Below are 13,988 nucleotides of genomic sequence, written 5' to 3'. Positions count from 1 at the left end.
TGCCGCCGCCGGTCGGCACCACGGAGAACGCAATGGTTTCGATACGTCTGCCTGACGGTTCTGTTCGACAGTACGAGCATCCGGTGACCGTCGCCGAAGTGGCCGCCTCGATCGGCCCCGGCCTCGCTAAGGCTGCGCTCGGCGGCAAGATCGACGGTGAGCTGGTCGATACGTCCGCGCTGATCGATCGCGACGTGGCGCTCGCCATCGTCACTGAAAAAGACGCAGACGGTCTCGATATCATTCGTCACTCGGCGGCGCACTTGCTCGCGTATGCGGTAAAGGATCTATATCCGGAAGCGCAGGTCACGATCGGCCCGGTCATCGACAATGGCTTTTACTACGACTTCGCGTATAACCGTCCCTTCACGCCGGAAGATCTCGAAAAGATCGAAAAGCGCATGCAGGAACTCGCGAAGAAAGACGAGCCGGTCTCGCGCCGCGTCGTATCGCGTGACGAGGCGGTGGACTACTTCAAGAGCATCGGCGAGAAGTACAAGGCTGAGATCATCGAATCGATTCCGCCGACCGACGAGATCAAGCTGTACTCGCACGGCGGCTTCACCGATCTGTGTCGCGGCCCGCACGTGCCGTCCACTGGCAAGCTGAAGGTCTTCAAGCTGATGAAGGTCGCTGGCGCTTACTGGCGCGGCGATTCGAAGAACGAACAATTGCAGCGCATCTACGGTACGGCCTGGACCAAAAAGGAAGACCAGGAGGCGTATCTGCACATGCTCGAAGAGGCGGAGAAGCGCGATCACCGCAAGCTCGGGAAGCAGCTCGATCTGTTTCACATGCAGGACGAGTCGCCGGGCATGGTGTTCTGGCATCCGCGTGGCTGGACGCTGTGGCAGCAGGTCGAGCAGTACATGCGCCGTCGCGTGAACGACGCCGGCTACCTTGAAATCAAGACGCCGATGATCATGGACCGCTCGCTGTGGGAAGCGTCGGGCCACTGGCAGAACTATCGTGAAAATATGTTCACGACGGAATCGGAAAAGCGCGACTACGCGATCAAGCCGATGAACTGCCCGGGTCACGTGCAGGTGTTCAACCACGGTTTGCGCTCGTATCGCGATCTGCCGTTGCGCTACGCGGAGTTTGGTTCCTGCCATCGCAATGAATCGTCGGGCGCGCTGCATGGCCTGATGCGTGTGCGTGGTTTCGTGCAGGACGACGCGCACATTTTCTGTACGGAAGACCAGTTCATCAGCGAATCGATCGCCTTCAATACGCTGGCGATGAGCGTCTACAAGGATTTCGGCTTCGACAACGTCGAGATCAAGCTGTCGCTGCGCCCGGACGCGCGAGCCGGCACGGACGAAACGTGGGATCGCGCGGAGCAGGGCCTACGCGAGGCGTTGACGGCTTGCGGCGTGACGTGGGAAGAGCTGCAGGGTGAGGGTGCGTTCTACGGCCCGAAGGTCGAGTACCACATCAAGGACGCGCTCGGCCGCTCGTGGCAATGCGGCACGTTGCAGCTCGACATGGTGCTGCCGGAGCGCCTGGGCGCCGAATACGTCGCCGAGGACAACAGCCGCCGCCGCCCGATCATGCTGCACCGGGCAATCGTCGGATCGATGGAGCGTTTTCTCGGCATTCTGATCGAGCACCATGCCGGTGCAATGCCTTCGTGGCTCGCGCCGATGCAGGTCGTCGTGATGAATATCGCGGAAAGTCAGACAGAATATGCGCAGTCGCTAGCCCAATCGTTGCAAAAACAAGGGGTTAGAGTTGAGGCCGATTTGCGCAACGAGAAGATTAGCTATAAAATACGCGAGCACACGCTGGAAAAGGTGCCGTACCTATTGGTGGTCGGTGACAAAGAGCGTGAAGCCCAAACGGTAGCCGTGCGTGCCCGTGGTGGTGTCGATCTGGGTGTGATGCCTCTCGATACCTTCATTGAGCGTCTGCGCCAGGACGTGCAGTCGTTCAACTGAGCCACTTGGCAGCCCGGCTCGTTTTTTTAATTTTTAGAGGAAACGTAACATCGCTACTGATAAGTCTGCGCACCGCATCAACGGTGAAATTACGGCACCTGAGGTGCGTCTGGTCGGCGTCGAGAACGAACCGCTCGGCATCGTGAAGCTCGCTGATGCGTTCCGCATGTCGGAACAGCAAGACGTCGATCTGGTCGAAATCGCTCCGCAAGCGGTCCCGCCGGTTTGTCGCTTGATGGACTACGGCAAGTTCAAGTACTCGGAAGCGAAGAAACAACACGAGGCCAAGCTCAAGCAGAAAGTCGTCCAGGTGAAGGAAGTCAAATTCCGCCCGGGTACCGACGACGGCGACTACAACGTCAAGCTGCGCAACCTCATCCGCTTCCTCGATGACGGCGACAAGACGAAAATCACGTTGCGTTTCCGTGGCCGCGAAATGGCTCACCAGGAAATCGGTATGCGCATGCTCGAACGCCTGCGCACGGACCTCGACGAAGTCGGTCAGGTCGAGCAAATGCCGAAAATGGAAGGGCGCCAGATGATCATGGTGCTTGCTCCGAAGAAAAAGAAGTAAGCAGCTGGAGCGGCGGCGCGCCAAGTGGTGCGGGCTCTAGTGGCTAAAAGTTTGAAATGGGATTTGAAGCGATGTTGCGCCGGGTGTCCGGCGCGGTGTCGGCAGGTTTCGGAACGGCGTGCATGCAAGTGTGCGCCGATTCCTGAAAAGCGGCCGCCGGCGGAGTTGGCGGTCTGCATACCAAGTGGAATGGGTTTCGAAGGGCGGGTTATGGTCAATTGGCCGACCGCACACCCATATCCATCTAATAATGGAGTTGTCATGCCGAAGATGAAGACCAAGAAGAGCGCTGCAAAGCGCTTCGTGGTGCGTCCGGGCGGTACCGTCAAGCGCGGTCAGGCCTTCAAGCGCCACATTCTTACCAAGAAGACCACCAAGAACAAACGCCATTTGCGCGGTTCGACGGCAGTTCATGATTCCGATCTGAACTCCGTGCGCGCAATGCTGCCGTTCGCTTAACCCTTAACCGACACTCATAGGAGCAAGACATGCCTCGAGTAAAACGTGGGGTTACCGCACGGGCCCGTCACAAGAAGATCATCAAGCTGGCCAAGGGTTACCGCGGCCGTCGCAATAACGTCTATCGCATCGCCAAGCAGGCGGTCATGCGCGCAGGCCAGTACGCCTACCGCGATCGCCGCAACAAGAAGCGTGTGTTCCGTGCATTGTGGATCACGCGTATCAACGCGGCGGTGCGTCAGCACGACATGACGTACAGCGTGTTCATCAACGGCCTGAAGAAGGCTTCGATCGAACTCGACCGCAAGGTGCTGGCCGACATGGCTGTGTTCGACAAGGCTGCTTTTGCTGCGATCGTTCAGCAGGTGAAAGCCGCCGTTGCAGCCTGATTGCGCTTCTGGCAATTAACACTGCGTGGTTCGTTGCAGCGAATATCCGGTAGTCTCGGTGACGCTGCAGCAAAAACGGGGCTCCTCACCGAGCCCCGTTTTTGTTGGTAGAACCAGTTTTGCTTCGATTGAACACTGACGTTGAAATGATGGGATCAATGGATCTGGACCAGATTGTCGCCGACGCGCAAAAAGCCTTCGCAGAAGCCTCCGACGTCACCACCCTCGAGAACGAGAAAGCGCGCTTTCTCGGCAAATCGGGTGCGCTGACCGAGCTGCTGAAGGGCCTTGGCAAACTCGATCCCGAAACGCGCAAGACCGAAGGCGCACGGATCAACCTCGTCAAGCAACAAGTGGAAGCCGCGTTGACGGCCCGCCGTCAGGCGCTGGCCGACGCGCTGCTGAATCAGCGCCTCGCCGCTGAAGCCATCGACGTCACGCTGCCCGGCCGCGGCACCGGCGCAGGCAGCCTGCACCCGGTGATGCGCACATGGGAGCGCGTCGAACAGATTTTCCGCACGATCGGATTCGAGGTGGCCGACGGCCCCGAGATCGAAACCGACTGGTACAACTTCACCTCGCTGAACAGCCCGGAAAACCATCCGGCGCGTTCGATGCAGGACACCTTCTACGTCGACGGCAAAGATGCCGACGGCCGCCAGTTGCTGTTGCGCACGCACACGAGCCCGATGCAGGTGCGCTACGCGCGCACCAACACGCCGCCAATCAAGGTCATCGTGCCGGGCCGTACCTATCGCGTGGACAGTGACGCGACGCATTCGCCGATGTTCAACCAGGTCGAAGGCCTGTGGATCGACGAGAACATTAGCTTCGCGGACCTGAAGGGCGTCTACACCGACTTCCTGAAGAAATTTTTCGAGCGCGACGACATTCTCGTGCGCTTCCGCCCGTCGTATTTTCCGTTCACCGAACCATCGGCCGAAATCGACATGCTGTTCGAAACGGGCAAGAACGCCGGCAAGTGGCTCGAAATTTCGGGCTCGGGCCAGGTTCACCCCACGGTGATCCGCAATATGGGCCTCGACCCGGAGCGCTACATCGGCTTTGCTTTCGGCAGCGGCCTCGAGCGGCTCACGATGTTGCGTTACGGCGTGCAAGACCTGCGTCTGTTCTTCGATAACGACCTGCGTTTCCTGCGTCAATTCGCCTGAACCGGCGCGTACGAACGCGACAAGCATAGAGCGCGGTATCGCACGTCGTGATGCCGCCAGCGTCCCCGGCAGGGCGTTGCGAGTGAACCGGATACGAACCCCGAGTCACGCGCAGCCACTGCCGGACGCGGACCTAACCTGATCAGAACGTACACAGAACCATGCAATTCCCGGAATCCTGGCTGAGAACCTTTGTCGATCCGCAACTGACGACCGACGAACTGTCGCACGCGTTGACGATGGCCGGTCTCGAAGTCGAAGACCTGCGGCCGGCCGCACCGCCGACCTCGAAGATCGTCGTCGGCCAGGTGCTGGAAGTCGTCAAACACCCGGACGCGGACAAGCTCAACGTGTGTCAGGTCGACGCCGGCACCGGCGCGACGCTGAACATCGTGTGCGGTGCGCCGAACGTGGCGCCGGGTATCAAGGTGCCGGTCGCGCTGGTGGGCGCGCAACTGCCGCCGGCTGAAGAGGGCGGCGCGCCCTTCGCGATCAAGCTCTCGAAGCTGCGCGGCGTGCAAAGCGAAGGCATGCTGTGCTCCGCACGTGAGCTGAAGCTTTCGGAAGATCATAGCGGCCTGATGATCCTGCCGGAAGCGACGCCGATCGGGCAGGACATCCGCGAAACGCTGAACCTCGATGACACCGTGTTCGAAATCAAGCTGACGCCGAACAAGGCGGACTGCCTGTCGGTGTTCGGCGTGGCGCGCGAGACGTCGGCAATCACCGGCGCGCCGTTGCGCCCGTTGGACATCAGGCCGGCCGACGTCAAGCTCAACGAAACGTTGCCGGTCAAAATCTCCGCGCCCGATCTGTGCGGCCGTTTCTCCGGTCGCGTGATTCGCGGCGTGAACGCGCGCGCGAGGTCGCCGCACTGGCTGGTCGAGCGCCTCGAGCGGTCGGGCCAGCGCAGCATCTCCGCGCTCGTCGACATCTCGAACTATGTGATGCTCGAACTGGGCCGTCCGTCGCACGTGTTCGATCTCGACAAGATCCACGGCGGGCTGGACGTGCGTTGGGGCCGCAAGGGCGAAACGCTCAAACTGCTGAACGGCAACACCGTCGAACTCGATGAAACCGTCGGTGTGATCGCCGACGAGCAGCATATCGAAAGTCTCGCGGGCATCATGGGCGGCGACAGCACGGCTGTCACGCTCGACACTGCCAACATCTATCTCGAAGCCGCGTTCTGGTGGCCCGATAGCATTCGCGGCCGCTCACGCAAATACAACTTCTCGACCGATGCGGGCCATCGTTTCGAGCGCGGCGTCGACTATGCGACGACCGTCGATCATATCGAGCGCATCACGCAACTGATCCTCGACATCTGCGGCGGTGAGGCCGGTCCGGTCGACGATCAGATCGTCAACGTGCCGAAGCGCGAACCTGTGAAAATGCGTGTGTCTCGTGCGAACCGCATCATCGGCGTGCAGATAGGTGCGGAAGAAATCGCGCAGATCTTCACGCGCCTCGGCCTCTCGTTCGAGCGCGATGGCGATACCTTCGCGGTAATGCCGCCGTCGTACCGCTTCGATATCGAAATCGAAGAAGACCTGATCGAAGAAGTCGCGCGCATTTACGGCTTCGAAAAGATTCCGGCACGGCCCCCGGTGGCGACCAGCGAAATGCTCGCGACCAACGAAACACAACGCTCGATCCACGTGATCCGTCACGCGCTCGCTGCGCGCGATTACGCTGAGACGGTGAACTTCAGTTTCGTCGACGCCGAGTGGGAGCAGGACTTCGCTGGCAACGACAAGCCGGTTCGTCTGCTCAATCCGATCGCTAGCCAGTTGTCGGTGATGCGCACGACGCTGTTCGGCAGCCTCATCAACGTGCTGCGCACAAACCTGAATCGCCGAGCGGCGGATCGCGTGCGCGTGTTCGAAGCCGGGCGCGTGTTCCTGCACGATCCGTCGATCAAGGCCGGCGAGTTGACGGTCGAAGGTTTCGCGCAACCGAAGATGATCGGCGCGCTCGCGTACGGTCCCGCGCTCGACGAGCAGTGGGGCGCGCCGATGCGCACGGTCGACTACTTCGACATGAAGGGCGATCTTGAAGCGCTGGTGGCGCCGGCGATGGCGCGTTTCGTGAAAGCGGAGCATCCGGCTTTGCATCCGGGACGCAGCGCGCGTGTCGAAGTAAATGGCCGCGCAGTGGGCTGGATCGGCGAATTGCATCCGCGCTGGATGCAGAAATACGATTTGCCGCATGCGCCGATTCTGTTTGAAATCGAAGCCGAAGCATTAATGCAGCGTGTATTGCCGACTCCCGCGGAAGTATCCAAATTCCCGCCGGTGCGTCGCGATATCGCGGTGGTCGTCGATCAGAAAATCGAGGTCCAGGCGCTGCTCGACGAGCTTCAGGAAGCCCAGTCCGAATCCGCTTGCAAGAGCGTTCAGAAGGTTGCGCTTTTCGATGAATTTCGTCCAAAATCAAACACTTCCGGTGGTCTGGCCGCTCACGAGAAAAGCCTTGCGTTCCGTGTGACCTTGCAAGATACTGGCGGAACCCTTCAGGATGAAACGGTCGATCTGGCCATTCAAACTCTGGTGGAACGTCTGGCTCGAGTATATGGCGCACGGTTGCGCGGATAACCCGCATTTAACAATTGCACGGCTGTTTCCGCATCCTTTGTTTTTTGCTTGACGCGCCATTTGATAGATATGAATGAAATGAACTCGAGTGATTTCGAAGCCCTTCTTACGGCGCAACGCAGCGCCATGATTCGCGATATTCCGACATCACCCGCCGTCGTTTCGACTGAAACGCCGACGCTCACCAAAGCAGAGCTTGCCGAGTTGCTGTTCGACAATGTCGGGCTCAACAAGCGGGAAGCGAAGGACATGGTCGAAGCGTTCTTCGAGGTGATTCGCGATGCGCTGGAGAGTGGCGACAGCGTGAAGCTGTCGGGGTTCGGCAACTTTCAGTTGCGTGACAAGCCCCAGCGTCCCGGCAGAAACCCGAAGACCGGCGAGGCGATTCCGATCGCCGCGCGTCGCGTTGTGACGTTTCATGCAAGTCAAAAGCTGAAAGCGCTGGTTGAAAACGGCGCTGAAGCGAGCTTCGCGCGCTGATTGACTCGCGCGCTCCTGCGCAACCACTACGACGGCTAACTGACGATGACAGCGACGATCGAAAAAGTCGTCTTGCCTCCGATTCCGGCGAAGCGCTACTTCACGATCGGTGAGGTCAGCGAACTATGCGGCGTGAAACCGCATGTGTTGCGTTACTGGGAGCAGGAGTTCACGCAGTTGAGGCCGGTCAAGCGGCGCGGCAATCGTCGCTACTATCAGCATCATGAGGTGCTGTTGATCCGACGGATTCGGGAGTTGTTGTACGAGCAGGGCTTCACGATCAACGGCGCGCGCAATCGGCTCGATACGCATGGCGGTCACGGGCATGGTGAGCCGGCTGCATCGGTCGGGGAAGACGAGGGCGCAGTCGCCGCGCAGGCGTCCGCGGTTGCGACAGCTGCAGTGGACGTCGAACAGTTGCGCAAGGAATTGCTGCACGTAATCGATTTGTTGAAGCACTAGCTCACTTTGTTCGTACGAAGCGGTTCTAATCGAATGAAGTGTCTGTTATAATTTTGTGCTGTTCGGGGCGTAGCGCAGCCTGGTAGCGTACCTGCATGGGGTGCAGGTGGTCGGAGGTTCAAATCCTCTCGCCCCGACCAAAGAAATCAAGGCCTCACAAGCACTGCTTGTGAGGCCTTTTTCGTATGCGTCGTTAGAAAAAGCCGCGCATGCCGCGGCCCCTCACGCATCCCTGACACGAACACGACCCTCACCCCGCCCCCAGCGCCACGAACCGTTCAAGATGATGATCCTCATCCCCAAGCTGATGATCGATCATCACAAGGCGCTTCGCATAGTGAGCGAGCGGCAGTTCCCACGTCATACCGATGCCGCCATGAAGCTGGATGCATTCCTCGGCGACTAGCGCGCCGATCCTGCCGATGCTGTACTTCGCTGCCGATAGCGCACGCTCCCGCACCCAGCGCTCGCCCTCAAGCGCGGCAGCAGCATTGATCACCGCCGAGCGAGCCTGTTCAATTTCGAGCAACAGATCGGCCATCCGATGCTGCAACGCCTGGAAGCTGCCGATCGGCACGCCGAACTGCTTGCGAGTGCGCAGGTAGTCGAGCGTGTGGTCCTTCGCGACATCCATCGCGCCGACCGCTTCCGAGCACAACGCGAGCACGCCGCAGCCGATCGCGTATTCGAGCGTCGCGAAGCCTTCACCTGCTACGCCGAGGACCGCGTCGTCGCCGAGCGTGACGTTGTCGAACGTGACTTCGGCCGCGCGCCCGCCGTCGATCTTGCGATAGCCGCGCACGCTGACGCCCGCCGCGTCGCGAGGCACGAGAAAGAGCGTGATGCCGTCTTCCGCCTCGTCGGCAGCGCTCGTGCGTGCTGACACGAGAAATGCGGAAGCGTGCTCGCCATGCTGCACGACGGCTTTCGCGCCGCTCAATTGCCAGGCGCCGTGGCCATTGCCGCCGCGCTGCGCGCGCGTCGTCACACGAGCCAACTCGTAGTGAGAATCCGGTTCGCCGTGCGCCAGCGCGACGATCCGCGAGCCGTCGATCAACTCGCCGAGCAAGGCTTTCTGCGCATCGTTGCCGCTCTTCGCGACGGCCCGGCCGACGATCAGCGTATCGAGAAACGGCTCGACCACGAGGCCCCGGCCGAGGCTCTCGAACACGACGGCGATGTCGAAGCCGCCGCCGCCGTAACCGCCGTTCGCTTCATCGAACAGCGCGCCGATCATGCCGAGTTCCGCAAAGCGGCCCCACAGTTCCGTGCTGAAACCTTGCGCCGAGCACGCGATCCGGTCGCGCGTCTCGAAGCCGTATTGTTCGCTGACGAAGCGGTTCAACGTATCCGCCAGCATGCGGCGGTCTTCGGTGTGCTGGAAGTTCATGACGTGCGCCTCTTACAGTCCCAGGATCATTTTGGAAATGATGTTCTTCTGGATTTCATTCGAACCGCCGAAGATCGACAGCTTGCGATTGTTGAAGTAAAGCGAAGCGGCACTCGCGGCTTCGTCGGGGCCGACCGACACGCCGTCGAACCCATCGTGCAGCGCTTCCTCGACGAACGGCTGCGCGTACGCGCCCATCGCGCGACGTGTGAGCGACGAGATTTCCTGACGGATCTCGGTGCCTCTAATTTTGAGCATCGAACTCTCGGCGCCGGGCACACCGCCGCCCGCCACCGCCGCGATCACGCGCAGGTTGGTAGTCTTCATGTTCTCCAGATCGATCTCGACGCGCGCCATGCGCGCTGCGAACGCGGGATCTTGCGCCAGCGGCTTGCCGTTGCGCAGCTGCTTCGCGGCGATCGTGCGCAGCCGCTTGAACGCGGCCACCGAGAAGCCGACGCCCGCGATATTCGTGCGCTCATAGGTGAGCAGATACTTCGCGTAAGTCCAGCCCTTGTTCTCTTCACCGACGAGATTTGCAGCCGGCACGCGCACGTCGGTGAAAAACACTTCGTTGACTTCGTGCTCGCCGTCGAGCGTGATGATCGGGCGCACTTCGACGCCCGGGGTGTTCATGTCGATCAGCAGGAAGCTGATGCCTTCCTGTTTGCGCACGTCGATTGCGGTGCGCACGAGGCAGAAGATCATGTTCGCGTAGTGGCCGAGCGTGGTCCACGTCTTCTGGCCATTGACGATGTAGTGCTCGCCTTGCGCATCCGAGCCGCGTACCGCCGTGGTCTTCACCGACGCGAGATCCGAGCCCGCGCCCGGCTCCGAGTAGCCCTGGCACCACCAGTCGGAGCCATCGAGAATGCGCGGCAGCCAGTATTGCTTCTGCGTTTCGCTGCCGTATCTGATCAGCACCGGTCCGAGCATGTTGACGCCGAACGGCACGACGCGCGGCGCGCCGGCCAGCGCGCATTCGTTTTCGAAGATGAACTTCTGCACTGCGTTCCAGCCGGGGCCGCCGTACTCCTTCGGCCAGTGATTGGCCAGCCAGCCTTGCGCATGCAGGATCGCGTGCCATTCGGCCATGTCGTCGCGCGTGAGGCGGCGCCCGCCGTGCACCTTGTCGGCGAGGCGTTGCGGAAGACGGTCGCGCAGGAAGGCCAGCACGTCGGCGCGGAAGGCTTCTTCTTCCGGGGTGAAGTTCAGGTCCATGGCGGGTTGTTCCGTAGAGAGCGAGCGGGCCGGTGCGACGAGTATGGCACCGGCCCGCCTGCGTCGGATGACAGGTCGGCTCAGGCCGACTGATTCAGGCTCGCGAAATCGGCGCCGCGTTCCACGAGGTCGATCAGAAGCGGCGATGCTCGCCAGAACAGCGGGTCTTCGTTAGCGAACTCGCGGATGTCGGCAAGAATCTTCGGCAGGCCGATCATGTCCGCGTATTTCATCGGACCACCGCGATAGCGCGGAAATCCGTAGCCGTACAGGAAGGTCACGTCGACATCCAAAGGGCGCAGCGCGATGTGTTCGTGCACGACGTTGGCGCCTTCGTTGATCATCGCGGCCATGTAGCGGCGCACGATTTCCTCGTCGGTGAAGGTGCGCGGTGTGATGCCGGCGCGCACGCGTTCAGCGTCGATGATTGCTTCGACTTCCGGATCGGGCGTGCCGCTGCGCGATCCTTCGGGGTACAGATAAAAGCCACGCCCGGTTTTCTGACCGAACCAGCCGCGCTCGCACAGGCGGTCGGCGATCTGCACGTAGCGCGCGGCGGGGTTGCGGGTGGCCGCGCGCCGCTTGCGCGTGGCCCAGCCGATGTCGCCGCCCGCGAGGTCGACCACCTGGAACGGGCCCATCGGAAAGCCGAACGCGCGCACCGCAGCGTCGATCTGATACGGCGACGCGCCGTCTTCCATCATCGCGTCGGCGGCGCTGCGATACACGGCTAGCACGCGGTTGCCGATGAAGCCGTCGCACACGCCCGCGCGCACCGGCGTCTTGCGCAGCTTCTTCGCAAGCTCGAACGCCGTGGCGACCACGTCGGCGCGGACCTGCTTCGGCACCACCACTTCCAGCAGCTTCATGATGTTGGCGGGCGAAAAGAAGTGCAGGCCGATGACGTCCGCGGGACGCGAGATGCTGGCGGCCAGCGCGTCGATGTCGAGATACGACGTGTTGGTCGCGAGCACCGCGCCCGCTTTGCACACGCGATCGAGTTCGGCAAACACGGCCTGTTTCACCGCGAGATCCTCGAACACGGCTTCGATGACGAGGTCGGCGCGGGCGAGCGCGTCATATGACGTGCTGCCGCTCCAGCGCGTCATGATCTGCGCCTTCTTCTCCGCGCTCAGACGGCCCTTGGCGATCAGGCCGTCGTAGACTTTTTCGATGTGCGCACGACCGCGTGCGAGCGACGCGTCGTCGCGTTCGATCATCGTGACCGGTAGACCGGCGTCGAGCACCGCGACCGCGATGCCCGCGCCCATCGTGCCGCCGCCGACCACGCCGATCGCATCGAGCGCGCGCGGTTTCGCGTCACGCGTCTCGGGCGCCTTCAGCACTTCGCGCTCGGCAAAGAACGCGTGAATCAGGCCGGCGCGCTGCGGGCTGTCGATACATTGCAGGAACAGTTTGCGTTCGAGCCGCAGTCCGCCGTCGAAAGGCTGTTCGATCGCGGCCTCGACGGCCTCGACGATCTTCAGCGGCGAGAACAGGCCGCGCGACTTCTTCGCGGTTTCCGCGCGCGCCGTGGCAACGGCGGCGAGGCTCGCGTCGCGATCGGCGAGTGCGGCGGCGTCGCGCGTGCGGCGCACCGGCGCGTGTGCGGCCAGCAGTTCGTGCGTGTACGCGAGCCCTTCGGCGAGGATGTCGCTGCTGCGGCCGACCCGGTCGACAAGTCCCATTGCGTGCGCTTCCTTCGCGCCGGTATGCCGGCCGCTGAGGATCAGATCGAGCGCGGCGGCTGCGCCGATCAGGCGCGGTGTGCGCTGCGTGCCGCCCGCGCCCGGCAGCAGACCGAGCTGCACTTCGGGCAGGCCGAGTTTCGCGCCGTCCACCGCGATCCGGTAGTGCGCGGCGAGCGCCACTTCGAGGCCGCCGCCGAGCGCCGCGCCGTGAATCGCGGCGACGACCGGCTTCGTGCACGCTTCGATGCGGTTGCACACATCCGGCAGCGACGGCGGCACTGGCGGTTTGCCGAACTCGCGAATATCCGCACCGGCGATAAAGTTGCGCCCCGCGCCGACAATCAACACGGCTTCAATGGACTTGTCGGCGTCGGCGGCTTCGATCGCGGCGAGCAGGCCGCGCCGCACGTCGGCAGACAGCGCGTTGACCGGCGCGTGGTCGATGGTGACGAGCAGCACCTTGCCGCGCAATTCGCGCGTGACAAGGGCGGCGTCGGCCGAAGGGTCGAGGGTCATGATGTCGTCTCCTGACGGTTATGCAGGCATTCGAGGCGTGCCGGCTCTGGCGAATTGTCCCGATTGTGGAGTGATCAAGGTTCATTGACAATCACATGCCGGGTTGACAGACTGTCAAAACTATTTTGACAAGGGCGCCGCCATGGACGTCAACTCCCTGACCTTGCTCGTGGAGATTCTCGATGCGGGCAACCTGAGCGAAGCCGCGCGCCGGCTCAAAATGAGCCGCGCGAACGTGAGTTATCACCTGAATCAACTGGAGCGCTCGATCGGGCTGCAACTGGTCAGACGCACCACGCGCCGGGTCGAGCCGACCGAAATCGGGCTACAGCTATACGAACATGGCCGCACGATCCAGAACGCGCTGCTCGCCGCGCGCGAGTCGGTCGCAACGCTCGGGCAGAGCCTGCAGGGGCGCGTGCGGCTTAGCGTGCCGAGCGGCTACGGTCAGCTCGTGATGTCCGACTGGCTGATCGCGTTCAAGCGGCTTTATCCGGGCATCGTGCTGGACGTGATGTTCGAGAACCGCGTCGAGGACCTCATGCGCGACGAAGTCGATATCGCGGTGCGGGTCATGTCGGAGCCGCCGCAAAATCTGGTCGCGCGCGACATGGGGCCGGTGAGCTATGTCGCGTGCGCGTCGCCGGTATTTGCGCAAACGCACGGCATGCCCGCGAAACTGGACGATCTGCGCACTGCGCCGCTCATCACGGCGGCCGTGGTCGGCAGACAATTGCGCGTCGCCGCTTATCTGCGCGACGAGCGGCACGAGGTGCTGCTGGAGCCGGCTATCATTTCCGAAAACTTTCTGTTCCTGCGTCAGGCGGTGCTCGCGGGTCTGGGCGTGGGACTCGTGCCCGACTACGTGGTGCAGGACGATCTGAAACGCGGCGACGTCGTGACCGCGCTCGACGAATGGCGCCTGAGCATCTTCGGCACGCACATGTACATGCTCTATATGCCGAACCGGCATCACACGCGCGCTGCCGCGACTTTTATCGAATTTGTTTTGCAGCACGCGCGTGGGACGGGGCGGGGCGTGGTTGCGTGATCGCCCGTGTGTAGTCGCGGCGTAGAAGGGGCAGGGAGGGCGGTGA

12 protein-coding genes and 1 tRNA gene are annotated in these 13,988 nt (G+C 62.0%); 10 read left to right on the top strand and 3 right to left on the bottom strand.

The window, feature by feature from the left end; translation table 11 throughout:
- Positions 1–32: 32 nt before the first annotated feature.
- The 9 genes from thrS (at position 33) to HV770_RS20225 (ending at position 8,213) form a co-directional block, all read left to right on the top strand.
- Positions 33–1,940, top strand: a complete 1,908-nt coding sequence (gene thrS, locus HV770_RS20265) for a threonine--tRNA ligase (RefSeq protein WP_121315200.1) — start codon at positions 33–35, stop codon at positions 1,938–1,940.
- A gap of 49 nt (positions 1,941–1,989) precedes the next feature.
- Complete coding sequence (infC, locus tag HV770_RS20260) at positions 1,990–2,514, top strand: translation initiation factor IF-3 (RefSeq protein ID WP_075643546.1); 525 nt, start codon at positions 1,990–1,992, stop codon at positions 2,512–2,514.
- A 261-nt stretch (positions 2,515–2,775) separates the two neighbouring features.
- Positions 2,776–2,973 carry a 50S ribosomal protein L35 gene (gene rpmI, locus HV770_RS20255; RefSeq protein ID WP_006052501.1) on the top strand — a complete coding sequence of 66 codons (198 nt, stop codon included), beginning with the start codon at positions 2,776–2,778 and terminating at the stop codon, positions 2,971–2,973.
- A gap of 29 nt (positions 2,974–3,002) precedes the next feature.
- Positions 3,003–3,362 (top strand): 50S ribosomal protein L20, encoded by a 360-nt coding sequence (gene rplT / locus HV770_RS20250; RefSeq protein WP_006052502.1) that lies wholly within the window; start codon positions 3,003–3,005, stop codon positions 3,360–3,362.
- 158 nt (positions 3,363–3,520) lie between these two features.
- The gene (gene pheS / locus HV770_RS20245; protein ID WP_175162437.1) at positions 3,521–4,534 is read left to right on the top strand and encodes a phenylalanine--tRNA ligase subunit alpha; all 1,014 of its coding nucleotides are present in this window, start codon (positions 3,521–3,523) and stop codon (positions 4,532–4,534) included.
- A 161-nt stretch (positions 4,535–4,695) separates the two neighbouring features.
- Positions 4,696–7,131, top strand: a complete 2,436-nt coding sequence (pheT, locus tag HV770_RS20240; RefSeq protein WP_175162435.1) for a phenylalanine--tRNA ligase subunit beta — start codon at positions 4,696–4,698, stop codon at positions 7,129–7,131.
- A 69-nt stretch (positions 7,132–7,200) separates the two neighbouring features.
- Positions 7,201–7,611 carry an integration host factor subunit alpha gene (locus HV770_RS20235; RefSeq protein WP_075301562.1) on the top strand — a complete coding sequence of 137 codons (411 nt, stop codon included), beginning with the start codon at positions 7,201–7,203 and terminating at the stop codon, positions 7,609–7,611.
- Positions 7,612–7,656: 45 nt separating this feature from the next.
- Positions 7,657–8,073, top strand: coding sequence for a MerR family transcriptional regulator (locus HV770_RS20230; protein ID WP_175162433.1), 417 nt, complete (start codon positions 7,657–7,659; stop codon positions 8,071–8,073).
- Between the two features lie 63 nt (positions 8,074–8,136).
- A tRNA-Pro gene (locus tag HV770_RS20225) sits at positions 8,137–8,213 on the top strand.
- A gap of 110 nt (positions 8,214–8,323) precedes the next feature.
- Here HV770_RS20225 and HV770_RS20220 read toward each other — a convergent pair.
- The 3 genes from HV770_RS20220 to HV770_RS20210 all read right to left on the bottom strand — a co-directional run bounded on the left by HV770_RS20220 (position 8,324) and on the right by HV770_RS20210 (position 12,891).
- Positions 8,324–9,463 (bottom strand): acyl-CoA dehydrogenase family protein, encoded by a 1,140-nt coding sequence (locus HV770_RS20220; RefSeq protein WP_175162431.1) that lies wholly within the window; start codon positions 9,461–9,463, stop codon positions 8,324–8,326.
- 12 nt (positions 9,464–9,475) lie between these two features.
- Entirely contained in the window at positions 9,476–10,684 is a 1,209-nt protein-coding gene (locus tag HV770_RS20215) for an acyl-CoA dehydrogenase family protein (RefSeq protein ID WP_175162429.1), read from the bottom strand.
- 80 nt (positions 10,685–10,764) lie between these two features.
- A complete protein-coding gene (locus HV770_RS20210) occupies positions 10,765–12,891 on the bottom strand; it encodes a 3-hydroxyacyl-CoA dehydrogenase NAD-binding domain-containing protein (protein ID WP_175162427.1) in 2,127 nt (708 codons plus the stop codon).
- Between the two features lie 142 nt (positions 12,892–13,033).
- Between HV770_RS20210 and HV770_RS20205 the strand changes: the two genes are divergently transcribed.
- On the top strand, positions 13,034–13,942 hold the full coding sequence (locus HV770_RS20205) for a LysR family transcriptional regulator (RefSeq protein WP_175162425.1): 909 nt from the start codon (positions 13,034–13,036) through the stop codon (positions 13,940–13,942).
- The last annotated feature ends 46 nt before the right edge of the window (positions 13,943–13,988 follow it).

The organism is Paraburkholderia fynbosensis, from assembly GCF_902859935.1.
GTDB classification, from domain to species: domain Bacteria; phylum Pseudomonadota; class Gammaproteobacteria; order Burkholderiales; family Burkholderiaceae; genus Paraburkholderia; species Paraburkholderia fynbosensis.
This window is presented reverse-complemented; position numbering and strand designations above follow the sequence as displayed.